Below are 22,519 nucleotides of genomic sequence, written 5' to 3'. Positions count from 1 at the left end.
CGGGGATGACGCGCGTACTCGTCGTCGACGACCAGTTCCTGATCCGGTCCGGGCTGACCGCGCTGCTCACCGCCGCACCCGGCTTCGAGGTGGTCGGTGAGGCCGCCGACGGGGAGGAAGCGGTCCGGCTCGCCGCCGCCACGCGGCCCGACGTGGTGCTGATGGACATCCGGATGCCGGGGACCGACGGGATCGCCGCCACCGAGCGGATCCTGGCCCGGCCAGGCCGGGACGAGGCCGCTGCTCCGCTCTCCGGCCCGGACCCGGCCGGCGCGCCCCTGCCCAAGGTGCTGATGCTGACCACCTTCGACTCCGACGAGTACGTCCTGCGCGCGCTACGGGTCGGGGCGGCCGGGTTCCTCCTCAAGGACACCCCGCCCGACCGGCTGCTCTCCGCGATCACCACCGTCCACGCCGGCGAGATGCTGTTCAGCCCCCAGGCCCTGCGCGGCCTGATCGACACGTACGCCGCCCCGGCCGCCCGCGCCCCGCACCCCGGCCTGGCCCTGCTGACCCCGCGCGAGCGGGAGGTGTTCGGCCTGGTCGGGGCCGGGCTGTCGAACGCCGGGATCGCGGAGCGGCTCGTACTCAGCCCCGCGACCGTCAAGACCCACGTACACCGCTGTATGAGCAAGCTCGGGCTGTCCAGCCGCGCCCAGGCCGTGGTCCTGGCGCACGAGTCCGGGATCGCGGGCCACCCCGCCTGACCGGGGACCGTCCGGCCGCACCCCTGGTCCGGCCCGGGATGCGGGCCGCGTCCCGCCGAGCCAGAGTGGGTCCCATGGGTATCGAAGACTACGGCGGCGGCCCCGGGGCGCAGCAGACCGGCGTGATGGTCGTGACGACCAACGACGTGCCCGGCTACCGGGTGGAGCAGGTCATCGGTGAGGTCTTCGGACTCACCGTGCGCTCGCGGCACCTGGGCAGCCAGATCGGCGCGGGCCTGAAATCCATGATCGGCGGCGAGCTGAAGGGTCTCACCAAGACCTTGGTGGAGACCCGGAACCAGGCCATGGACCGCCTCATCGAACAGGCGAAGGCCCGGGGCGGGAACGCCGTGCTGATGATGCGCTTCGACGTGACCGAGGCCGCCGACGTCGGTACCGAGGTGTGCGCGTACGGGACGGCCGTCGTGCTGGTGCCCGCCTCCACGTAGGTCCCCTCGGCGCCTGTCGGCGCATCCGTAAGTCCAGGACAGGGCTCCGCTTTGTCCATGGGCCTGCCGTGCCCGTGGTCCGCAAGCTGTCAGGTCAGTGAGCGGACCGCAGGGCTCCGGAGCCGTGCGGTCTTCCGTGCAAGGAAGCGCCGATTCCCGGAGGCCCGATGCGCACCCCCCTCTGGCCGGCCGCAGCCGCGGTCGCCGGTCTCATCGCCACCCTCGTCGTGTCCGTACCCGTGTCGGCCGCCCCGGCGGCCACGCCCGTCACCATCGCCTCGCCCGAGCTGTCGGTCCGCGTCGACAGCGGGTTCCCCCGTGTCATCGGCTACACCCGGCGCGCCACCGGGGACACTCTGGACGGCAACGTGGACCCGGTCTCCGCCGTCGTCGTCAATGGGACCGCGTACACCCCCACGGTCACCTCGACGCCCTCCGCCTCCGGCGTGGACTACGCGCTGGCCTTCTCCGGAGTGACCATCAGATCCCGTCTCTCGGTGACCGGTTCGGTCGTGGAGTTCAAGGTCACCGCGATCGAGGACACGCCCGCGCTGCGCGTACGCAGCCTCGCGATACCCGACCACCACCTCGTCAGCGTCCGCAGCGACCAGCCGGGCGCGAGCCTGTCCACCGCGACCATGCACACCGCCACCACGGGCACGGGGGACACCTTCACCCCCGTCACCGCCTCCACCCCCGTGGACCCGGCGGCGACGACGGTGATGTACGGGCTCCTCAACACCGGGAAGCTGGCCGCCGCCATCGACTCCAACTCCCTCTACGACCAGCCGTCGGGCGGCACCGCCCGCGACAACGGCCGGATCAGCAAGCGGGTCACCGACAAGGGCTCCTACCGCCGCGCGGGCCTGTGGAGCGGCTCCTGGCTCTACCGGGCCGCGGGAGCCGCGGACACCGACACCGAGCCCCTCCCGTACGTCCGGGTCGCGATCACCGCCGACCGCAACGCCGACTCCGTCGTCGACTGGCAGGACGCGGCCGTCGCCTACCGCGACATCTGGACCCCGCCCACCGGCTGGCAGGACACGGCGAACCGGGTCGTCCAGCGCATCCCCTTCAACTTCGCCTCCCAGGCCACCCACCCCTTCGCGCAAACCCTCGACGAGACCAAGCGGGTCAGCCTCGAGACGGACGGTCTCGGCCAGTTCGTCCTGCTCAAGGGCTACGCCTCCGAGGGCCACGACTCCGCGCACATGGACTACAAGAACATCGGCTCCAAGCTGGGCGGCGCCGCCGGCCTGAACGCCCTCACCACCGCCGGCCACGCCTACAACGCCGACTTCGGCGTGCACGTCAACGCCACCGAGGAGTACCCGGTCTCGGCCACCTTCGACCCGGCGCACCAGAGCGGCGGCCTCGGCTGGGACTGGCTCGACCAGTCGTACTACGTGGACACCCGCAAGGACGGCCAGTCCGGGCAGCGGCTGAGCCGCCTCCGGGACCTCAAGGCGGCGGCCCCCGGGCTCGACTTCCTCTACGTCGACGTCTGGTACGGGGACGGGTACGTCTCCCGCAAGCTCCAGCGCGAGATCGCCGGACTCGGCTTCCAGCTGGCGACCGAGTTCCCCAACACCCTCACCGAACAGTCGCTCTGGCACCACTGGGCGACCGACGTCGACTACGGCGGCAGCGACCTGAAGGGCATCAACTCGAACATCGTCCGGTTCATCGCCAACCACACCAAGGACGACTGGATCGCCCGCAACCCGCTCCTCGGCGGCGCCGAGGTCACCGCGTACGAGGGCTGGCAGGGCAGGAAGGACCACCCCGCCTTCCTGAACACCACCTTCGCCGTCAACCTGCCGACCAAGTACCTCCAGGAATCCCCCATCGTGAAGTGGACGGCCGACACGGTCACCCTCGCCAACGGCACCACCGTCACCACCGCCGGCGGCACCCGGAAGATCACCACCGCCGGCCGGACCGTCCTGAACGGCTCCGGCTTCCTGCTCCCGCGCGACGGCAAGCTCTACCACTGGAACGACGCGGGCGGCGCCTCCACCTGGACCCTGCCCGCCGGCTGGTCCGCCCCCAAGCTGTACGAACTCACCTACACCGGACGCCGGTTGGTCGGCGACCTCACCGTCAGCCGGGGACAGGTCACCCTCAACGCCGCCGCCAGGACCGCGTACGTCGTCACCAACGGCGCCGCGCCCGCCCAGGCCGACCCGAACTGGGGCGAAGGCACCCCCGTCAAGGACCCCTCCTTCTACTCCGGCACCCTGGACTCCTGGACCGTCACCGCGGCCGGCGCGGCCGTCACCCGCAACGCCCAGGGCCAGAACGAGCTGACCATGGCGGCGGGCACCGCCCCCGCCGTCTCCCAGCAGCTCACCGGCCTCACCCCCGGCACCTACGCCGCCTCCGTCTGGGTCTCCACCCCGGCCGGCCGGGCCGCCACCCTCGCCGTCACCCCGGCCGGCGGCTCCCCGGCCTCCGTGTACGCCGACTCCTCACCGCTGACGAACAACCTCGGCGGAAGCGAGAAGAACGGCACCGCGATGCAGCGGATGAAGGTGTTCTTCGACGTCCCGGCAGGCCGGTCCACGGCCACCCTCGCACTGTCCGCCGCGGCCGGATCCGGCACCGTCCACCTCGACGACGTCCGGGTGGTCCGCTCCGCCCGCACCCCGCTCGGCGGCCACTGGTTCGCGGAGGACTTCGAGAACGTCGACGCCGGCTGGGGACCCTTCGCCTTCGGCGGCGCCGGAGGCTCGGCCACGGACCCCCGTACCCACATCGCGCAGCGCAACGCCCCCTACACGCAGGCGGGATGGAACGGCAAGCTCGTCGACGACGTGATCAGCGGCCAGAACTCCCTCAAATCGCACGAGGAGCGCACCGGCCTGCTCTACCGCACCCTGCCCCAGACGCTGCGCCTGACGCAGGGGCGCTCGTACAAGGTGACCTTCAGCTACGAGAACGGCTTCGGCGGGGACTACCGGTTCGTCACCGGCTCGGGCGCCACGGAGACCGCCACCGACCTGAACCAGGCGCGTACCGCCACCACCTTCACCAAGACCTTCACCGCCGGGGCCGACGCCTGGTTCGGCGTACGGAAGGTCACCGCGGAGGACTCCCACGACGAGGCCGACCTCATCCTCGACGATCTCACCGTCGACGACCTCGGCCCGGGCGGCGGCGGTGAACTGCTCGTACCCCAGAGCCGGATGAGCGTGAAGGCCGTCGACAGCCAGGAGACCGCCGGGGAGAACGGCAGCGCGGCCAACGTCCTGGACGGCAACGGCTCCACCATCTGGCACACCCAGTGGTACGCGGCCACCGCGCCGATGCCGCACGAGATCACCCTGGACCTCGGAGCCGCCTACAACGTCTCCGCGCTGCACTGCCTGCCCCGGCAGACGCAGAGCAACGGCCGGATCGCCGACTACCAGGTCCTCACCTCCACCGACGGGGTGAACTGGGGCACGCCGGCCGCCACCGGGACCTTCCCGGACAGCGCCGCGCAGCAGGACGTGGCCTTCCCCGCGCGGACGGCCCGCTACGTCCGGCTCAAGGCCACGCGGGAGGTGGGCGGCCATCCCTGGACCTCGGTCGCGGAGCTCAACATCGGCTACCTGCCGTGAGGCCGCGGCTGCGGCCGCGCGGGTGGCTGCGCTGATCCCGGCCGGAGCGACTGCTGGGCACGGAACCGGACCGGGGCCATGCCCACCCGGCGGCTGAACAGCCGGCTGAAGTACGCGGGATCCTCGTAACCGACCCGCCGGGCGACCCCGGCGACCGGCAGGTCGGTACGGGCCAGCAGCTCCTTCGCCCGGCTCAGCCGGATCCCGAGGAGGTACTCCTTGACCCCCTCGCCGGTGCTGCGCCGCACCGCACCGCGCAGCTCCGGCAGCGGTATCCCGAGCCGGGCCGCGTGCTCGGCCACCGAGATCGGCAGCAGCGCGTCCCGCGCCAGGGCGTCCATCACGGCGTCCCCGTGCCGGGACACCCCGGCCCGCGCGTAGCGCAGGGCCACCAGCAGGGCGTGCACCGCCGCCGCGGCCTCCACCTCCAGCAGCGGGCCGCCGCGCCGGGCGGCCCGGACGATGCCGTCGATCACGTGCTCCACCCCGGCCGTCCCGCTCAGCGCGACCAGCGGGCGGTCCGGGGTGACGTAGCCGAGGTCGGTGTACGCCTCGACGCTGCGGCCGGCGAAGTCCACGAAGCACTCGTCCCAGCCCCCGCTGCCCCGGTCCGGGCCGTAGTGGTGCACCACCCCCGGTATCAGCCACAGCAGGGCGGGCGCGGTCACCGGCTGCGGAGGCCGCCCGCCGTGGCTGAACCACCCCCGGCCCCTGCTGACGACCACCGCCACGTGGTGGTCGAGCACGCGCGGCCCGACGACCGGCAGCACCCCCTGCTGCACCCCCACGCCGAGACAGACCAGGCCGAGCCGCCGGTGGTTGGCCGTCGGCGAGAAGTACCGCATCCAGCTGCTGTACGGAGGACCGCTGTACGGGGGCGTCGGCATCTGCGGATTGTGATCCACCGGGCCGGGCGCCCTCAAGCCCTCCACCGGGCGGCCGGTCAGGGGGAGGCGGGTTCCCGCTCGGCGGTACGCGGCCCGGCCGCCGGCACCTTCTGCGGGCGGAGTCCCAGAGCCAGCCCGGCGATCACCACCGCCAGGCCCGCCCACACCGCCGGCCCGGGCACCCCGCCGCCCGCGGCGGCCCCGGCCCCGGCGGCGGCCAGCGGCGCGACCCCGGTCAGCAGCCCGGCCCGGCCGGATCCCACCGCGAGCACCGTGCGGTACCAGAGCAGGAACGCCACGGCGGTCACCATCACGGCCAGGTACCCGACGGCCGCCCACTGCGCCGGGCCGAGTTCCACCAGGTCGGCGGGCCGTTCCACGAGCGCCGTCAGCCCCGCCAGCATCACCGCCCCCAGCCACACCGCGTGCACGGACACCCCCCACGGACCGTGGCGGCCCAGCACCGGCACCGCGAGCAGGGTGAACCCGGCCTCGCAGCCCAGCGCGAGAGCGGCCCAGCCCACGCCGGCCGCATCGGTCCGGCCGGTCCCCTCCACCAGCACCGCCCCGGCCACGACGACCGGCGCGGCCAGCAGCACCCGACGGCTGGGCCGGCGGCCCTCCAGCAGCGGACCGACCAGCCCCATGACGATCGGTACGGAGGCCACGGCCACCGCGATCACGGCCGGTTCGGCATGCGCGACGCCCCGTACGACGGCCACGTTGAACAGCACCAGACCGGTGGCCGCGACCCCGGCCAGCCACAGCCACTCCCGCCCCCGGGGACGCAGGACCGGGACCCGGGCCGCCCGGGCGAGGGCGAGCAGGATCAGGGCGGCGGCCGTGTACCGCACGGCCTGGGCGGCGAACAGCGGGGCGGCGGTCAGCGAGCTGGAGACGGAGACGCTGCTGCCGACGAGCGCCATGCCGACCATGCCGGGGGCGAGGTCGCGCAGCGGGGCGGAGGATGCGGATGCGTTCATACCGGCCAGCCTCTGCCAGCATTGGACCCATGAGCAGTGCCAAAGAGAGCCGGTCCAAGGGGTCCAAAGCGGAGCCCGGCCGGCCCGCCGCCGACAGCGGCGCCGCGGGGAGCGACGGGTCCGACTTCCTCCTGCTCGACATGGGCCGGGCTCCGGCCCGGGGCCGGACCGAGTGGCTCACGGCCCGTATCCGCGCCGCCATCGAGGACGGCACCCTGCCGCTGGGCAGCAGGCTCCCGGCGGGCCGGCTGCTCGCGGCGGAACTCGGGGTGTCCCGGGGGCTGGTCACCGAGGCGTACCAGCGGCTGGCGGACGCCGGCCAGGTGGTGGGCCGCGGCCGCGCGGGCACGATCGTCGTCGCCGCGCCCCTTGCCGCGCCCCGCCCGGCGCCCGGTCCCGCGGTGGCCGGCGCCGGCCGGGCCGACCCGTTCGCCCGGCCCGCGCCCGGGGCCGCCCTCGTGGACGCCCTGCGCGCGGTGCCCTGCCGGATCGACCTCTCACCGGGCGTGCCGGACCTGGCCGCGTTCCCGCGTACGGCCTGGCTCCAGGCCGAACGCCGGGTGCTCGCGGAGCTCACCCCGGCCGACTTCGGCTACGGGAACCCGCAGGGCGCGCCCGCGCTGCGCGAGGCGGTGGTCGGCTGGCTCGGCCGGAACAGGGGGATCCGGGCCGACCCCGGCGAGGTGGTCGTGGTCGCGGGCGTGGCCCAGGCGCTGGGGCTGCTGGCGCAGGTGCTCCGCGAGGACGGCGTACGACGGGTGGCGGTGGAGGACCCCGGCTCGCTCGGCGCGAGGCAGCAACTGGAGTACGGGCGGCTGGAGACGGTGCCGGTACGGGTGGACGAGGGCGGGCTGGACGTGGCCGAACTCGCCGCCGGCGGGGCGCAGGCGGTGCTGCTCACCCCGGCGCACCAGTTCCCGACCGGGGTCGTCCTCGACGGCGAACGCCGCCGCGAACTGCTGGGCTGGGCGGCGGCCGGGGGAGTGGTCATCGAGGACGACTACGACGCCGAACACCGCTACGACCGGGCGCCGGTGCCCGCGCTGCGGGCCCTGCTGCCGGAAGCGGTCTGCTACGCCGGGAGCGTCTCCAAACTGCTCGCGCCGGCCCTGCGGCTGGGCTGGCTGCTGGTACCCCCGCGCCTGCTGGACGCGGTGGTCGCGGCGAAGCGCTACGCCGACCTCGGCAACCCCGTCCTGGCACAGCTCGTCCTGGCCCGGCTGATGGAGTCCGGCGAGCTCGAACGCCACCTGCGCCTCGTCCGGCGCCGGCACCGCCGCCGCAGGGACGCGATGCTGCGCGCGGTGGAGGAGCGGTTGCCCGGTGCCCGGGTCCACGGCGCGGCGGCGGGCCTGCACCTGATGGTCACCTTCGACGGCGCGGCCTTCGACGACACCGCCCTCGCAACGGCCGCACTGGCGCTCGGAGTCAAGGCGCACCCCCTGTCCTGGCACCGTCTCGCCCCCGGGGCGCCGGGGCTGGTCCTGGGCTACGCGGCCGGGCCGGTCGGCGAGATCGAGGAGGGCGTCGCGCTCCTGGGCGCGGCGCTGCGTACGCTCCGGGGCCGGGACCGAGGCCGTGGCCCGGCGGCCCCGGCACGCAGATGATCTTCTGCGTTGACAACTCGGCTGCCGCACGCATGTAATGGCACCGGTGTCGCGTGACGCCGGCCAAAGAGCAGTGGGCCGGCCGGCAGTCGGGCGAACACCCTTCACTCAGGGGTACCGCCATGAGTTCACACTCCGCTCCCCGCATCTGACGCCGCGCAGCCCGAGTCGGCTGCTGCCCCTTCGCGTCATCTCCCGCGCCGCACCGCCACACCGCAGCACGCCGTCGGCGTCCGCGTGCCGCGGTGCGCACCCATCCCGTTCACCGGAGACAGAAACCCGCATGCCCACATCGTTCAACCAGTCCGTCATCGAGGAGTTCCGCGCCAACCGAGGCAAGGTCGGCGGCCCCTTCGAGGGGGAGGACCTGCTCCTGCTGACCACCACCGGCGCACGCACGGGGACGGAGCGGACCAACCCGCTCGGCTACGTCCGCCACGGCGACGCCCTGCTGCTCGTCGCGTCGAACCTGGGCGCCGCCCGGCACCCCGACTGGTACCACAACCTGCTCGCGCACCCCGTGGTCCGCGTGGAGACCGGTACCGAGAACTTCGAAGCCCTCGCCGTCCCCGCCGAGGAGCCGCGGCGCGCCGAACTGTTCGCGCTCGTGGTCGGCGTGGCCCCCGGGTACGCCGATTACCAGGCCCGCACCACGCGGGTGCTGCCCGTCGTGGTGCTGGAGCGGGCCGAGCCCGACGGCTGGGAGGCGCCCCGCGCGGCCGCGAACCTGGCCGACAAACTGCTGGAGGTGCACACCTGGCTGCGAGCCCAGTTGCGTCACGTCAGCGCCGAGGTGGAGGCCCACTTCAGCGCGCTCGCGGCGCACACGGGCCCGGGGGAGCCGCCGCCCCCCTCGCTCGGGCTCCAGATCCGCCAGCGCTGCCTGGCCTTCTGCCAGTCGCTGGAGTTCCACCACACGGCCGAGGACGCGCACCTCTTCCCCGGCATCGCCGTCCACCACCCGCACCTGACCGCCACCTTCGACCGGCTCCGCGACGAACACCGCACGGTCGCCCGCCTCCAGGGCGAGCTGGTCGCCCTCCTGGGCGGCATCGCCATCGCGGAACCGGAACGGTTCCGTACCGAGCTCGGGCGGATGTCGGCCGAGCTGAACGCCCACCTCGACTACGAGGAGGACGCGCTGCTGCCGCTGCTGGCCGAGGTCCCGTGGCCTCCGGGGCCGCCCGCGGCGGCCTGAGGCCGACGGCACCGCGGCGGGCGGGGCGCTCCCGGAAACTCGCGAAAAGTTTTTCGGGAACGGCGGCAACCTCGGGGCGGGTCGCGCGTCGTGCGGGGGTGAAGGGCGTAGTTCCGCGTCCTCGTCCCGACCGCACGACCGTGGAGAACCACCGTGAAGAACCTGAAGCGCGTCACCCTGTCCGCCCGCCGGGCGGCGGCCCTCACCGCGGCCGCCGCCGGGGTGAGCGTCGTCCTGGGCGGGCAGGCCTTCGCCGCGCAGGCGGTGCCGACGGCCGCGCCGGCGCCCTCCGCGAGCGCCGTGCCGAGCGCCCAGCCGAGCGCCGCGCCGAGCGCCGTCCCCAGCTCGCCCGCCGGTTCCGGTACGAGCGCCAAGCCCACCGCCCGGCCGAGCGCCGTCCCCAGCTCGCCCGCCGGTTCCGGTGGGAGCGCCAAGCCCACCGCCCGGCCGAGCGGCGCTCCCGCCTCGCCGGCCGTTTCCGGTCCGAGCGCGTCCCCGAGCGCGGCCCCGCAGCCCTCGGCTTCGTCCGACGGGTCCGAGCTCGCGCATACTGGCTCCTCGTCGACCACCATCGCCCTGGGCGCCGGGGCCGCCGCGCTCATCACCGTCGGGGCCGGCGCCCTGTACACGGTGCGGCGCCGCGTCAGCAGCTGAGGACACCCGTGCTCCACCTCGCACCAACCGTCGGCCCCCTCACGCCCGGCTCCGGCCGGGCGTGGCGGGGCCTGTGGTCGTGGCTGCTGCGCCGCGACCGGCCGGCCCCGTCGGCCCCGCCGGCGCCGGCGGGGCGGCACGCGCACGGGTACGCGTACGAAGACGGCGCCGGGGACACCTGGCACGGGGGCACGCCGCCCGCGCCGACCGTCAGCGAGCTCTACCACGCGCACCGGCTGCGCATGGTCCGGCTCGCGGTCCTGCTCGTCGACGACCTGGCCACCGCCGAGGACGTGGTGCAGGACGCCTTCACCGCGCTGTACCGGCGGCACGGGGAGCAGATCACGGAGGTGGACAACGCGCTCGGGTACCTGCGCACCGCCGTCGTGAACACCTCCCGGTCCGTACTGCGCCGCAGGCGCACCGCCCGTGCCTGGATCCCGCCCGTGACGGCCGACGTACCGTCCGCGGAGGCGTCCGTCGTGCTCGACGAGGCGCACCGCGAGGTGCTGGCCGCCCTCGGGAGGCTGACCCCGCGCCGCCGGCAGGTGCTGGTGCTGCGCTACTGGGCGGAGCTCAGCGAGGCGGAGATCGCCGCCACGCTCGGGATCAGCCGCGGCGCCGTGAAATCGAACGCGAGCCGCGCCCTGGACGCGCTGGAACGGATTCTGGAGGGACGGGTATGACGTACGACGGCGACGAACGCCAGGTCGAGCGGCGGCTGCGGCAGGCCCTGGCCGCGCGCGCGGACGAGATCACCGTCGTAGAGCTGCGCCCCGCCGACCCGCCGGGACCGCACCTGCGGCGGCTGGCCGTTCCGGCGGCGTGGCTGCGGCGCCTGTCGTGGTCCGTCGCGGGGCTGGCGGCGGCAGCGGCCGCCGTGACCGGCTACGTCCTGCTGGCCCCCGAAGCCGCCCCGGTCCGCCCGGTACCGCCCGCCGCGCCGCCCGAGTTCACCGCGCCCGGACCGACGCCCTCACCGCGACCGGAGGCCGAGCAGCCGAGCGGGACGCCCTCGCCGGCCGCGTCACCGACCCCGAGGGACGCCCGGACCGGCACCCCGTCGGCGAGGCCGTCCCAGCCGGCCGGCGCCGGATCCGGGTCCAGCCCGCGCCCGTCGCGTTCCGTCCCGCCGAGCGCGGTCCCCTCGTCCCCGCCCACGGCCACGGCCCAGCCGTCGGGGTCCCCGAGCCGCATGCCCTAGGTACGAGACACAGGAGGCGGGACACCCCCCGGGGGGTGTCCCGCCTCTGCCATGCGTGCGGGCGCGCCTACGCGGCCGCCGTGCGGGTGTTCTCCACCGCCGCCACCAGCGGGGCGAGTTCCGGGTTGCGGGAGGCCTCGTCCAGCGCCTCGCGCAGGGCGGTGTCGTTCGTCGGGCGGGCCGCCGCCAGGAGGGCCAGGCCGGCCTCGCTCACGTCGGTGTAGATGCCCCGGCGGTCGGTGTCGCAGATGTAGCGGTTCAGCAGCCCGCGGTCCTCCAGCCGGCTGACCAGCCGGGTCGTGGCGCTCTGGCTGAGCACCACCGAGTCCGCCACCTGGTGCATCCGCAGGTGGCCGCCCGGGCCGCTGTGCTGCCGGCTGAGCACGTCCAGCAGCGAGTACTCGCGCACGCTCAGTCCGTGCCCTGCCTGGAGCGCCCGTTCGATGTGGGCCTCGATCCGGCCGTGGAGGAGGGAGAGGGCGCACCAGCCCTGGGAGAGGGCGGTGAGTGCGCTGTCCGTGGCGGTCATGGGCGGGCTCCTCCTTCGAAGCGTGTCCCTTCAGGATAGGTCACCGGTGCAATAGCCCGCGCTTGCAAATATCCCGCGTCTGCAATTAATGTGGACGCACGTAAGCCGCGACAGCAACCGATGCGGCGACACGCACCCTCCCCCCTGAAGGACACCTCCCCTCATGCCTCTCGCACTCCTCGCCCTCGCCATCGGGGCCTTCGGGATCGGCACCACCGAATTCGTGATCATGGGACTGCTCCCCGAGGTCGCCGGCGAGTACGGCGTCTCGATCCCCACCGCGGGCTTCCTGGTCACCGGCTACGCGCTCGGTGTCGTCCTGGGCGCCCCCCTGATGACCGTCCTCGGCACCCGCATCCCCCGCAAGCGCATGCTGATGCTGCTCATGGGCCTGTTCGTCGTCGGCAACGTGCTCTCCGCCCTCGCCCCGGCCTTCGGCGTCATGCTCGCCGGGCGGGTCGTCGCCTCCCTCGCCCACGGCGCCTTCTTCGGCATCGGCTCGGTGGTCGCCGCCGGACTCGTCGCTCCCGAGAAGAAGGCCGGCGCCATCGCCATGATGTTCACCGGCCTGACCGTGGCCAACGTGGTCGGCGTACCGCTGGGCACCCTCGTCGGCCAGAGCGTCGGCTGGCGCGTCACCTTCCTCCTCGTCGCCGCCCTCGGCCTGCTCGGACTCCTCGGCATCGCCAAGCTGGTCCCCGAACTGCCCCGGCCCGAGGGCGTCCGGATCCGCCACGAGCTGGCCGCCTTCCGCAACGTCCAGGTGCTCCTGGCGATGGCGATGACCGTGCTCGGCTTCGGCGGGGTGTTCGCGGCCATCACCTACATCACCCCGATGATGACCAACGTCGCCGGATTCGCCGACACCTCCGTGACCTGGCTCCTGGTCCTGTTCGGCCTCGGCATGGTCGCCGGGAACCTCATCGGCGGCCGGTTCGCCGACCGGGCCCTGATGCCGATGCTGTACGTGTCCCTGGGCGCACTGGCCGTCGTACTGGCCGTCTTCACCCTCACCGCCCACACCAAGGCCGGCGCGGCCGTCACCATCGTCCTCATCGGCGCCCTCGGCTTCGCCACCGTGCCGCCGCTCCAGAAGCGGGTCCTCGACCAGGCCGCAGGGGCCCCCACCCTCGCCTCCGCCGTCAACATCGGCGCCTTCAACCTCGGCAATGCGCTCGCCGCCTGGCTCGGCGGACTCGTCATCGCCGCCGGACTCGGCTGGACCGCCCCGAACTGGGTCGGAGCCGCCCTCGCGGCCTCCGCGCTCGTCCTCGCCGGCGTCTCCGGCGCCCTGGAACGGCGTACGGACGCCCGCGCGGCCGGCAGCCGGGTCGTCGCGGCCTCGGCGCCCGCGGCCACCGTCCCCGCACACCACTGATCCCCCGTTCACCCACCCCTGCCCCCTGAGGAGCACCCCCGCATGTCCAGCACCACCCGCACCGCCGTCGCCCCGCTGACCACCGAGGACGCCGAACTCCTGCTCGGCGCCGCCCGCGCCGCCGCCGAAGCGGCCGGGGTCACCGCCAGCGTCACCGTCCTCGACGCGGGCGGCCACCTGCTGGCCTTCCGCCGCGACGACCGGGCCGTCCTGATCTCCGGCGAGACCAGCACCCGCAAGGCCTACACCGCCCTCCAGCTGAACGCCCCCACCGCCGACCTCGTCGACGCCGTCCAGCCCGGCGGCCCCTTCCACACCCTGCCCACCGCCCTCGACCGGCCGCTGCTGTTCATCGCCGGCGGCCTGCCCGTCCACCGCGACGGCCGGCTCATAGGAGCCGTCGGCGTCGGCGGCGGGGCCCCCGACCAGGACCACGGCTTCGCCGCAGCCGCGCTCGAAACCCTCCACGCGCTGGTCTGACCCCCTCCCGGTAGCGCGCCCGCGTCCCCCGTGCCAGGTTGGTACGGGGGACATGGGCACACGGGCACACCATGAGGAAGCCGACGAAGCTCAGGAGAGGGCAGGCCATCGCGACGGCAACGGCCGCCGTGCTGGTCTCACTGGCCGTCCCCGGATGCTCGGCCGGCTCGGACAGCGCCCGCGGCGCGGGCACCACCCCGGCAGCGACCCCGGCGCCCGCCGGTACGGCCCCCTCCGCCCCGGCCGCGCCCGAGCCCCCGCCGAGCCCCACACCGTCGTACCCCCTGTCCGCGACCCCGAGCACCATCCCGGCCGTACGGGAGTTCCAGGCCGCGCGGGGCCCCGGCTGGAAACCCGCCCCCGACGCGCGGGTGGTCGTACCGCCCGGGGACCGGGCGGCGCTGACCGACGAGGCGAAGCTGCTCGCCGGCGAACTCAAGATGGGCTTCGCCGAGACGGCCGACCCGCGCCCGGGTGACGTGGAGCTGGCCCTGGGAGCCAAGGGCTCCGGGCCGCCCGAGTCGTACACGCTCACCGTCCAGGGCGGCCGGGTGCGCATCACCGGACCGGACGAGGCGGGCGTCTTCTACGGCACCCGCACGCTCAAACAGGAGATACGCAACGCCGGTTCGGCCTCCGAGGGCACCGTGCGCGACGGACCCGCGAAACCCCAGCGCGGACTCAACCTCGACATAGCGCGCAAGAACTTCACCCCCGACTGGATCGAGGACCGGCTGCGGGAGATGGCCGACGTGAAGCTCAACCAGCTCGGCCTGCACTTCTCCGACGACCAGGCCTTCCGGATCGAGTCCACGTCCCACCCGGAGATCGTCTCCACCCCGCACCTCACCAAGGCCGAGGTACGCGCGATCACCGCGCTCGCGGCCCGCCTGCACATCACGGTCGTCCCCGAGATCGACTCGCCCGGCCACCTCGGTGCGGTGCTGCGCGCCCACCCCGCCCTGCAACTGCGCGACGTCCAGGGGCGGGCGGTCAAGGGAGCGGTGGACATATCCAACCCGGCGGCGGCCAAGCTCGTGGACGAGTTGCTGCGCGAGTACCTGCCGCTGTTCCCGGGCGGCGCCTGGCACCTGGGCGCCGACGAGTACCAGGCGCTGGTGGTCCGCGACCCGCAGGCCTCCTTCCCGCAGCTCGCCACCGCCGCCCGGCAGCGGTACGGGCCGAACGCGCGGGTGCAGGACCTCGCGACGGGCTGGCTGAACGACCGTGCGGCCGTCGTACGGCCCTCGGGCAAGGCCCTCAAGGCGTGGAACGACGGCTTCTTCGCCGGGGGAGTGGTACCGGCCGCCAAGGACATCCAGGTCGAGTACTGGACGGGCAAGGAGATCGGCGCCCGGCCGCCGCTGGAGTACCTGCGCGAGGGCCGCAAGGTGGTCAACCTCAACGACGAGTACCTCTACTACGTGCTCGGCGAGCCCAACCAGTTCACGTACCCCACGGGCCGCCGGATCTACGAGCAGTGGACCCCCCTCGTCCTGCGCGGCACCACGCCCGTCCCCGCGACGTACGCGGGCCAGATCCTTGGCGGCAGGCTCGCGGTCTGGGCCGACCTCGCCGGGTCGCAGACCCAGGCGCAGGTGGCCGAGGGCATCCGGCTCCCGCTGGCTGCCCTGTCCCAGAAGGTCTGGGACTCCAGGGCGCCGAAGCTCCCGTGGCCCTCGTTCCAGGCGCTCGCCGACCGGCTCCGGTGAAATCGCTGGACCGTGCCGGGCCGGGTTGGTTGGATCGGTGGATGAACCACGAACTTCCGGACGGCTACGAGATCTCCACCGACCCGGCCCGGCTCGATGCCGCGCTGATCCACCGCTGGCTCTCCGAGGACGCCTACTGGGCCCTCGGACGCAGCCGCGACAAGCAGGACGCGGCCATCGCGGGCTCGCTCAATTTCGGCGTCTACGACAGCGCCTCCGGCGCCCAGCTCGGCTATGCCCGCGTCGTGACCGACCATGCCACCTTCGGCTGGCTCTGCGACGTCTACATCGCCCCGGACGTACGGGGCAAGGGCCTGGGCACGGCCCTGGCGGCCGCGGTACGCACGCACCTGGAGCCGTACGGAATCAGGCGGGTGCTGCTGGCGACGGGGGACGCCCACGCCGTCTACGCGAAGATCGGCTTCGAGCCCCTCGCGGACCCGCAGAAGTGGATGGCGCTCGGCGACCAGTGACCTCCCGGGGGCCAGGCCTCCCCCGGGGGCCCGGCCCGGCTCAGTGCTGGGCCGTGCGGTCGCGGAGCTGCCAGCGGCGCCGGACCCACTGGCCGACCAGCGGCAGCGCCGTGCAGACGGTGAGGATCCAGGCGGCGGCGAAGGACCAGATCAGCGGCTGGGCGACGGTGATCGCGGCCGCGACGAGCAGGGCCACGGTCAGTGCGCCGAGCGCACAGGCCGCCATGACGCGATGGCGGAGGGTGGCGGACCGCAGTCGGCGTTCCAGGGAGCGGTCACTCTTGAGATGGGCTTCGATCGCGGAAAGGGCGCGCTGCTCGTGATCGGAAAGTCCGGCTCCATCCATGACGACGTACCTCCGTGAGCTGCCACCGCCGGGCGCGGGCCGCAGCTTCTGGCCTGCGAATACCCTGCCTGACGCGCGTCAACCCCCGGAGGGCCGCCGTGGTGGGCGCCGAACGGTCACCAGATGGAGTTGACCCACTCCGGGTGGTCGATGAACGGGTTCCGGTTGTGCTGGAAAGTATCGAAGATGACCTGGTTGCGGCGCTGCTCGAAGGCGTCCGGCGGGTCCTGCTGGTTCCACTGCTTGAGCACGCTGATCCGGCCGATCGCCGGGGCGGAGCCGTTGTTGACCTTGTCGTTGACCTCGAGGTTCGCGAAGCCGTCCTCGCCGTCGTAGCGCACGGCCATGTAGAGCAGCATCCGCGCCACATCGCCCTTGACCGCGTCGCGCGGCTCGAAGGAGTCGGAGTCGGTGAAACTGCCGGGGGCCTCGGAGACGGGGCTGCCGCCCTTGTCGAAGTCCTTGTTGCCGCGGGTGCTGTTGACCGTCACGTCCTCGGGGCGCAGGTGGTGCAGGTCCGTGCCGGGGCCCGTCGCGGTGCCGAAGTCGCCGTGGCTCTTGGCCCAGACGTGCTCGCGGTTCCAGTCGTTGGGCCCGCCGCCGTTGGTGGCCTTGGACTGGGAGCGGCCGGAGTAGACGAGGATGACGTTGGCCGGGTTCGCCGGGTCCTGGTCGGTGACCTTCAGGGCGTTCCACACCCCGTCGTAGGTCACCTTGGTCTGGGTCTTGATGATGCCGTGGAGCGCGCTCTTCAGCGCGGCTCCGGTCTTGCCCTGGGCCGCGGCGTAGTAGTCCGCGTAGTCCGAGGTGGCGGAGGCGTCGGCGTGGGGATTCGCCGCGGTCCGCTGCTGGCCGGCCGAGGCGGTGGCCGGTATGAGGGCCAGGGCGGCGGCCGCGAGGCCGGCCGCCCAGGGGGTCAGGCGGGAGATTCTCATGACGTGGGGGTACCTCTCCACACGCACCGTCCCCGCCAGTGCAGTTGGCAGGGTGTCAGGTGGCAGAGCGAGGCTCACATTGTCATGTGCCCTACAGGTAAAAACCATGTGTCGGGCGTGCGGACCTTGGGGTTTGTCCGCCCTGCGGCAGGGGCAGCGTTGCGAGGGCACGAACCGTGAACAGCCCTACCGGGAGCAGCCCATGGCAGCAAAGATCCTCATCGTCACCGGCGACGCGGCGGAGTCGCTGGAGGTCCTCTACCCCTACCAGCGCCTGCGCGAGGAAGGGTACGAGGTCCACATCGCGGCGCCGGCGGTCAAGAAACTGCGGTTCGTGGTGCACGACTTCGAGGACGGCTTCGACACGTACACCGAGAAGCCCGGCTACACCTGGCCCGCCGACGTGGCCTTCGCCGACGTGGTCCCGGAGGACTACGCGGCCCTGGTCGTCCCGGGCGGCCGGGCGCCGGAGTACCTGCGCAACGACCCCGAGGTGCGGCGGATCCTGGCCGCCTTCGCCGGTTCCGACAAGCCGATCGCGCAGATCTGCCACGGCCCCCTGATCACCGCGGCTGCCGGAGCCCTGGGCGGGCGCCGGGTCACCGCCTATCCGGCGCTGGAACTGGACATGAAGGCAGCGGGGGCCGAGTTCGAGGACTCCGAGGCCGTGGTCGACGGCACCCTGGTCTCGGCCCGGGCCTGGCCCGACCACTCCGCCTGGATGCGCGAGTTCCTCACCGTGCTGCGCAGCAAGGCCCCGCTGGCCTGACCTGTTCGCGAAGCGTCCGGTTCCGGGACCGGCACGATCGCGGTCCCGGCCGGTTCCCAGCCCGAGGGCATCGCCGTCTCCGGCCGGGGCGTCGCCTCCACGGGACCGCTCATGGTGCACGGTCCACGGGGGCCGGCTCTACGTGGTCGACGCCCGCTTCGGCTCGGACCGGTCGGACCCCGCCACCGCGTCGACGACCGTCAGCTGCCCGAGGTGACCTGGGGGGCGGGCTCGTACTTGTAGTTGGCCGGGCCGAAGTTCTTCTTCACGGCGGCGTCCCACGACCCGTCCGAGACCATCTTCGTCAGCGCGGAATTGATCTTGCGCTGGAGGTCGGCGTTGCCCTTCTTGATGCCGATGCCGTAGTTCTCGTTGCTCAGGTTCAGCCCGATCAGCTTGAACTTGCCCGCGTTCTCCTTCCGGGCCGCGTACCCGGCCAGGATGGAGTTGTCGGTGGTCATGGCGTCGACGTGGCCGTCCTGGAGGGCGACGACGCATTCCGAGTAGCTGCCGAGCTCCAACGTGCTCGCCTTCGGGGCGAGGTTGATCTTCAGGTTCTCCGCGGAGGTCGAGCCGGTGACCGAGCACAGCTTCTTGTTGTTGAGGTCCTCGGCCTTGGTGATGGCGGTCTCCGAGGCGCGGACCATCAAGTCCTGGTGCGCGATGAAGTACGGGCCGGCGAAGTCGACCTTCTCCTTGCGCTTGGCGCTGATGGAGTAGCTCGCCGCGACGAACTCGACCTCGTTGTACTGGATCAGCAGTTCCCGGTCGGAGCTGTAGACCTGCTTGAACTTGATCTCCGACGGCTTGTAGCCGAGCTCCTTCGCGACGTACGTCGCGACGTCGACGTCGAAACCGGTGAAGGTGCCGTCGGCCTCGCGCATCCCGATGCCGGGCTGGTCGAACTTGATGCCGATGTCGATGGGCTCCTTGGCGTCTTCGCCGCCACACCCGGAGGCGGTGACGGCGAGGGCGATCACTGCGGCGACCGCACCGGCCTTGGGAACCTTCATGCTGCACTCTTTCCTCGGGAACGCGGATCACGCGGAACGGGGGGTGAACGGGTCGAGCGGGGTACCGGGTCGGTACGGGAGGTTGACGCGGCGTACGGAGCCGGTGAAGGTTCCGGGCACGTGGAACCGCGGGGTAGTCGCGACACGTGTACGAGGAAGCTAGGAAGGTGACGGGCACACCGTCACTACATCTGAGGAAAACTTGAGGATAACGATCCGGTTCAGCCGCAGATCCTTCGGCAGAACTCGGTCGTAGCCGGACAAGGGGGATGAGCGTGGCGACGGATTCGGTGCGGATCAACGGGAATGCGCTGCTGCTGGGCGACGGCGCGCAGATCCGGTTCATCCGGACATTGCGCCTCCCGGAGTCGGGTACGCACGCCCTCCCGCCGGGGCTGGGGGAGTTCCCGCTGAGGCGGGTCGAGGACTACCCGGACACGGTGCCGGCGGACTGGCTGGCCAAGGGCGGCGTGATGCTGCCGGTGTACCTGCGCGAGGCGATGTGGCTCAGCTTCGCGGGCACCCGCGAGCCGGCCGCGCTCCAGGTCGGGGTCGGCAAGGTCTGCGCGGTCTCGGGCGAGCGGTGGACGGGCCGGCTCGCGCGCGGCCCGCAGAACTACCTCGACCTCCCCCGGCAGCCCTGGCTGGACGGGATCAACTCCGGGAAGGGAACGGTGCGCCAGTTCGTCGCCGTACCGCTGGGACTCGGGGCCACGGTCGAGGGCCAGGTCACCGGTGAGGAGACCACGGGCGGGGTGCAGCTCCAGGCGTTCCCGCTCCGCGCCGAGCCCCTGCGGCAGTGGCGGGAAGCCGAAAGGGCCCGCCTGATGCCGCCGCCCATGCCCGCCTCGGCCCCGGCTCCCGCGGGGTTCGGCGGTTACGGAGCCGCCCCCGCCGCTCCGGCGGCGCCGGGGAGCGCGCCCAGGGCCCGTGCGGCCCGGCCCGGCGGCCGCCCGGCACCGGCGGCTCCCGCGATGGGCCTGGGGGTCGGCGGCTCCATGCGCCAGGAGGTCTACCAGGACGCGCGGCCCCTGTCCGACTGGGCGCAGGAACCGGCCGCGCGGGTCTTCGTCCACCTCGTGACCCCGCCCGAGTGGCGCCGTATCACCGGGGAGGCCGCGCCGCCCTCGCCGGTGGACCGGGCGGCGTACACCGCGGCCGGGCTGCCGTGGTTCGACTACTACGACGAGTCCGCCGCCGACCTCCCGGCCTCCGACACCCTCGGCGCGGTCAAGCCGGTCGGGGACTGGCTCGGGGACGACCACACCCCCTGGGTCGCCCCGACCCCGTCGCAGACCAAGCCCCTCGGCAACGCGCCCCGCCCGGGAAGGCCCGTACAGGACGGGGACTGGTAGCCCGCGACGATGCCCTGTGCAGGGCTCCGCGACGAGGCCCTGTGCAGGCCCCGCGACGATGCCCCGCGCAGGACCCCGCGCCGATGCCCCGCGCAGGACCCCGCGACGAGGCCCTGCGCAGGACCGCGCGACGATGCCCCGCGCAGGGCCGGACTCGAACTCATCCGCGAGTCCGGCCCGGTGGCCGGTATGATCACCAGCCGCAAGGCCGTAGCGCAGAGGTCGTCGCGCCATCGCCGCACGCTGGAGGACGCCGGTTCGAATCCGGCCGGTCTTGCGCTTCCTCGGACGTGGTGGAGTGGTGATGAGACGGCCGACGGCCATGCGGTGTCCCGCGACCGGGAGCGAAGGCCGGTGAGCGCGCCGCTGCGGGTGCGCGTCGGCCGCCCGTCCCAGAACTGGCCCGTCTGGCAGCGGATCCGCCGGTACGCCGTCCCCGCCTGGATGATCGAGAGCGCCACCGGGCACCGGCTGGCCGGCGACTGGCGGGCGGCCTGCGCCGCCGCCGCGGTGGACGTCGACTTCGACTTCCCCGAACTGGCGGCCCGTCACGGCAGCGCCCTGGTCGGCGAGTTGGCACAGGACCTGCGCCACCTCGCCCCCGACCTGCTGCGCTGGCACCTGCCCCGCCTGCTCGGCGGCCTGACGACCCTCGCACCCGGCAGGCGGATCCTGCTCGCCCGCTACGGGCCGGACGACGCGGCCCCGGCGCTCTACGTCACCACCCCGGCGCTGCCCCGCGGACCGCAACGGCTCCGGCTCAGCTGCGCCCCGCCCGAGCAGCCGTGGGCCGACTTCGCGGAGAACTGGACCGCCGCCCGCCCGCTCTGGGACGCCCGGCACACCGCCGGACTGCGCGCCCACGCCGGCGGCCCGGACCGGATGCCCTTCCTGCATCCCGACGGCACCCCGCTGCACCCCGACGAGCTGCCCACCGCCGACCCCGGCACGGCCGATCCGGCCCGGCACGCCGAGTGGGTCGGCCTGCTCCAGGCGCGGGGAGAGATCGGCGCGGCCTTCGAGTCCGCCGGGATCGAGCTGGACCTGGCCACCCCCTCCCTGGACGGCGCGGGCCGCCCGGTTCACTCCAGGCACTTCCTGGAAGGCCTCGCGGCGGAGCTGCCCGTCGACCTGACCCGGCTGGATCCGGAGCTCGCCCGGCTCGCCGCGGCCGGAGCCGGCGAACGGTTCCGCATCACCGACCCCTGGCGCGGCAGCCTGCTGCTCGACAGGGCCCGTACGGGAGGCCGTCCGCGCGTCCGGGCCGCGGCCTGGGCCGAGGTGCGGCACGCGGCCCCGCTCCCGCCGTACGTCTGGCAGGGCCTGCCCGACCTCGCGCTCCTGCGCACGGGCCGCATCACCCCGCGCGAGCTGCACCCGCTGGTCACCGCGGCCCTGTTCCCGGCCGCCGGTCCCGCGCAGGGCCCGCCGGGGCCCGCCGCGCCGAAGCCCGTACGGGTGCGGTGCGGCGGCGACTGGCACGAGGTCCGCAGCCGGGGCGGCGTACTCGACGTGCCGCACACCCCCGAGGAACAGCGGCGGGCGGACGCCCTCGCGGAGTCCGGCGGCCCGTCCCCCGCAGGCTGCTTCTCCGTGCGCCGGACCTGGACCACGGGCGACGGCCGGCTGCCGCGCGCCCTGCGGGCCGAGCGCCAGGAGCTGTTCCTGCGCGCCCAGCACGGTGACACCCCGGGCGTGACGGCACTGCTCGAAGCAGGGCTCGACCCCCGGCTCAAGGACGCCGGCGGCCGCGGGCTGCTCCACCTGCTGCCGCTGCTCGACCACGAGGCGCTGCTGCCCGCACTGCTGGCGGCCGGCCTGGATCCGGAGGACCGGGACGGGTCGCTGCGCACCCCGCTGTACACGGCCGTCACCAACGGCGGCTCCCCCGCCCTCGTCCGGGATCTCCTCGCCGCCGGGGCCCGTACCGACGTCGCGGACATCACGGGGACGTCCCTGTCCCGGGCCGCCCGCGCGAGCCGGCGGACCGATCTGGAGTTCCTGGAGGAGCACCTCGACCGGAGTCCCGACGCGTACCCCACGGACCCTCGGACCGCCTGGAGGAACGCGCTGATCGACCGGTACGGCGCCCTGCGGCGGCAGCCGTGAACCTCCCCCCGGCCTGGCTGGGTACGGCTGGGGACGGGCGGCCGCCGGAAGTGCGCACTGGCCGGGAACATGCGGTCGTCGGGGCCGTGATTGCGCGCGCATGACAGCATGGCCCGGGCAAGACCC

Annotated in this window: 21 protein-coding genes and 1 tRNA gene; 16 read left to right on the top strand and 6 right to left on the bottom strand. The window is 73.8% G+C overall.

Annotated features, from left to right (window positions below; translation table 11 throughout):
- Positions 1-5 precede the first annotated feature (5 nt).
- The 3 genes from ACZ4TG_RS03190 to ACZ4TG_RS03180 all read left to right on the top strand — a co-directional run bounded on the left by ACZ4TG_RS03190 (position 6) and on the right by ACZ4TG_RS03180 (position 4,761).
- The gene (locus tag ACZ4TG_RS03190) at positions 6-707 is read left to right on the top strand and encodes a response regulator (RefSeq protein WP_468159584.1); all 702 of its coding nucleotides are present in this window, start codon (positions 6-8) and stop codon (positions 705-707) included.
- A 74-nt stretch (positions 708-781) separates the two neighbouring features.
- On the top strand, positions 782-1,156 hold the full coding sequence (locus ACZ4TG_RS03185; RefSeq protein WP_468159583.1) for a YbjQ family protein: 375 nt from the start codon (positions 782-784) through the stop codon (positions 1,154-1,156).
- Positions 1,157-1,323: 167 nt separating this feature from the next.
- Positions 1,324-4,761, top strand: coding sequence for an endo-alpha-N-acetylgalactosaminidase family protein (locus ACZ4TG_RS03180; RefSeq protein WP_468159582.1), 3,438 nt, complete (start codon positions 1,324-1,326; stop codon positions 4,759-4,761).
- Here the strand turns inward: ACZ4TG_RS03180 and ACZ4TG_RS03175 are convergent.
- On the bottom strand, positions 4,749-5,648 hold the full coding sequence (locus ACZ4TG_RS03175; protein ID WP_468159581.1) for a helix-turn-helix domain-containing protein: 900 nt from the start codon (positions 5,646-5,648) through the stop codon (positions 4,749-4,751). The two genes, ACZ4TG_RS03180 and ACZ4TG_RS03175, sit on opposite strands and share 13 nt — an antisense overlap.
- A 56-nt stretch (positions 5,649-5,704) precedes the next feature.
- Positions 5,705-6,631, bottom strand: a complete 927-nt coding sequence (locus ACZ4TG_RS03170) for an EamA family transporter (RefSeq protein ID WP_468159580.1) — start codon at positions 6,629-6,631, stop codon at positions 5,705-5,707.
- 29 nt (positions 6,632-6,660) lie between these two features.
- On the opposite strand from ACZ4TG_RS03170, the gene pdxR reads away from it, so the two are divergent.
- The 5 genes from pdxR (at position 6,661) to ACZ4TG_RS03145 (ending at position 11,294) form a co-directional block, all read left to right on the top strand.
- Positions 6,661-8,238, top strand: coding sequence for a MocR-like pyridoxine biosynthesis transcription factor PdxR (gene pdxR, locus ACZ4TG_RS03165; protein ID WP_468159579.1), 1,578 nt, complete (start codon positions 6,661-6,663; stop codon positions 8,236-8,238).
- A gap of 283 nt (positions 8,239-8,521) precedes the next feature.
- On the top strand, positions 8,522-9,436 hold the full coding sequence (locus ACZ4TG_RS03160; protein WP_468159578.1) for a nitroreductase/quinone reductase family protein: 915 nt from the start codon (positions 8,522-8,524) through the stop codon (positions 9,434-9,436).
- A 153-nt stretch (positions 9,437-9,589) separates the two neighbouring features.
- A complete protein-coding gene (locus ACZ4TG_RS03155) occupies positions 9,590-10,090 on the top strand; it encodes an LAETG motif-containing sortase-dependent surface protein (protein WP_468159577.1) in 501 nt (166 codons plus the stop codon).
- A gap of 8 nt (positions 10,091-10,098) precedes the next feature.
- Positions 10,099-10,776: an RNA polymerase sigma factor gene (locus tag ACZ4TG_RS03150; protein ID WP_468159576.1), complete on the top strand. Its 678-nt coding sequence runs from the start codon at positions 10,099-10,101 to the stop codon at positions 10,774-10,776.
- On the top strand, positions 10,773-11,294 hold the full coding sequence (locus tag ACZ4TG_RS03145; RefSeq protein ID WP_468159575.1) for a hypothetical protein: 522 nt from the start codon (positions 10,773-10,775) through the stop codon (positions 11,292-11,294). The genes ACZ4TG_RS03150 and ACZ4TG_RS03145 overlap by 4 nt, the downstream gene beginning before the upstream one ends.
- A 67-nt stretch (positions 11,295-11,361) precedes the next feature.
- Here ACZ4TG_RS03145 and ACZ4TG_RS03140 read toward each other — a convergent pair whose 3' ends face one another.
- On the bottom strand, positions 11,362-11,823 hold the full coding sequence (locus ACZ4TG_RS03140; RefSeq protein ID WP_468159574.1) for a MarR family winged helix-turn-helix transcriptional regulator: 462 nt from the start codon (positions 11,821-11,823) through the stop codon (positions 11,362-11,364).
- A 163-nt stretch (positions 11,824-11,986) separates the two neighbouring features.
- On the opposite strand from ACZ4TG_RS03140, the gene ACZ4TG_RS03135 reads away from it, so the two are divergent.
- From ACZ4TG_RS03135 to ACZ4TG_RS03120, 4 genes are all read left to right on the top strand, one after another.
- Complete coding sequence (locus ACZ4TG_RS03135; protein WP_468159573.1) at positions 11,987-13,201, top strand: MFS transporter; 1,215 nt, start codon at positions 11,987-11,989, stop codon at positions 13,199-13,201.
- A 42-nt stretch (positions 13,202-13,243) separates the two neighbouring features.
- The gene (locus ACZ4TG_RS03130) at positions 13,244-13,681 is read left to right on the top strand and encodes a GlcG/HbpS family heme-binding protein (protein ID WP_468159572.1); all 438 of its coding nucleotides are present in this window, start codon (positions 13,244-13,246) and stop codon (positions 13,679-13,681) included.
- 71 nt (positions 13,682-13,752) lie between these two features.
- Positions 13,753-15,393 carry a beta-N-acetylhexosaminidase gene (locus ACZ4TG_RS03125; RefSeq protein ID WP_468159571.1) on the top strand — a complete coding sequence of 547 codons (1,641 nt, stop codon included), beginning with the start codon at positions 13,753-13,755 and terminating at the stop codon, positions 15,391-15,393.
- 41 nt (positions 15,394-15,434) lie between these two features.
- Positions 15,435-15,866, top strand: a complete 432-nt coding sequence (locus ACZ4TG_RS03120) for a GNAT family N-acetyltransferase (protein ID WP_468159570.1) — start codon at positions 15,435-15,437, stop codon at positions 15,864-15,866.
- A 40-nt stretch (positions 15,867-15,906) separates the two neighbouring features.
- On the opposite strand, the gene ACZ4TG_RS03115 is transcribed toward ACZ4TG_RS03120, so the two are convergent.
- Together ACZ4TG_RS03115 and ACZ4TG_RS03110 are read right to left on the bottom strand one after the other, a co-directional pair.
- Entirely contained in the window at positions 15,907-16,212 is a 306-nt protein-coding gene (locus tag ACZ4TG_RS03115) for a DUF3040 domain-containing protein (RefSeq protein WP_468159569.1), read from the bottom strand.
- Between the two features lie 116 nt (positions 16,213-16,328).
- A complete protein-coding gene (locus ACZ4TG_RS03110) occupies positions 16,329-17,147 on the bottom strand; it encodes an endonuclease I family protein (protein ID WP_468159568.1) in 819 nt (272 codons plus the stop codon).
- Between the two features lie 202 nt (positions 17,148-17,349).
- Here ACZ4TG_RS03110 and ACZ4TG_RS03105 point away from each other — a divergent pair, with 202 nt between their 5' ends.
- Entirely contained in the window at positions 17,350-17,916 is a 567-nt protein-coding gene (locus ACZ4TG_RS03105; RefSeq protein ID WP_468159567.1) for a DJ-1/PfpI family protein, read from the top strand.
- Between the two features lie 200 nt (positions 17,917-18,116).
- Here the strand turns inward: ACZ4TG_RS03105 and ACZ4TG_RS03100 are convergent, their stop codons facing one another.
- Positions 18,117-18,929, bottom strand: coding sequence for a glutamate ABC transporter substrate-binding protein (locus ACZ4TG_RS03100; RefSeq protein ID WP_468159566.1), 813 nt, complete (start codon positions 18,927-18,929; stop codon positions 18,117-18,119).
- Between the two features lie 275 nt (positions 18,930-19,204).
- Here ACZ4TG_RS03100 and ACZ4TG_RS03095 point away from each other — a divergent pair, with 275 nt between their 5' ends.
- From ACZ4TG_RS03095 to ACZ4TG_RS03085, 3 genes are all read left to right on the top strand, one after another.
- The gene (locus ACZ4TG_RS03095; RefSeq protein ID WP_468159565.1) at positions 19,205-20,284 is read left to right on the top strand and encodes a hypothetical protein; all 1,080 of its coding nucleotides are present in this window, start codon (positions 19,205-19,207) and stop codon (positions 20,282-20,284) included.
- Positions 20,285-20,488: 204 nt separating this feature from the next.
- Positions 20,489-20,561, top strand: a tRNA-Ala gene (locus ACZ4TG_RS03090).
- 77 nt (positions 20,562-20,638) lie between these two features.
- The gene (locus ACZ4TG_RS03085; protein WP_468159564.1) at positions 20,639-22,393 is read left to right on the top strand and encodes an ankyrin repeat domain-containing protein; all 1,755 of its coding nucleotides are present in this window, start codon (positions 20,639-20,641) and stop codon (positions 22,391-22,393) included.
- Positions 22,394-22,519: the final 126 nt, after the last annotated feature.

It is taken from the genome of Streptomyces sp. NPDC028314 (assembly GCF_055565795.1).
Note: the sequence above shows the minus strand (reverse complement) of the source record. Positions and strands in the feature narration are given on the sequence as shown.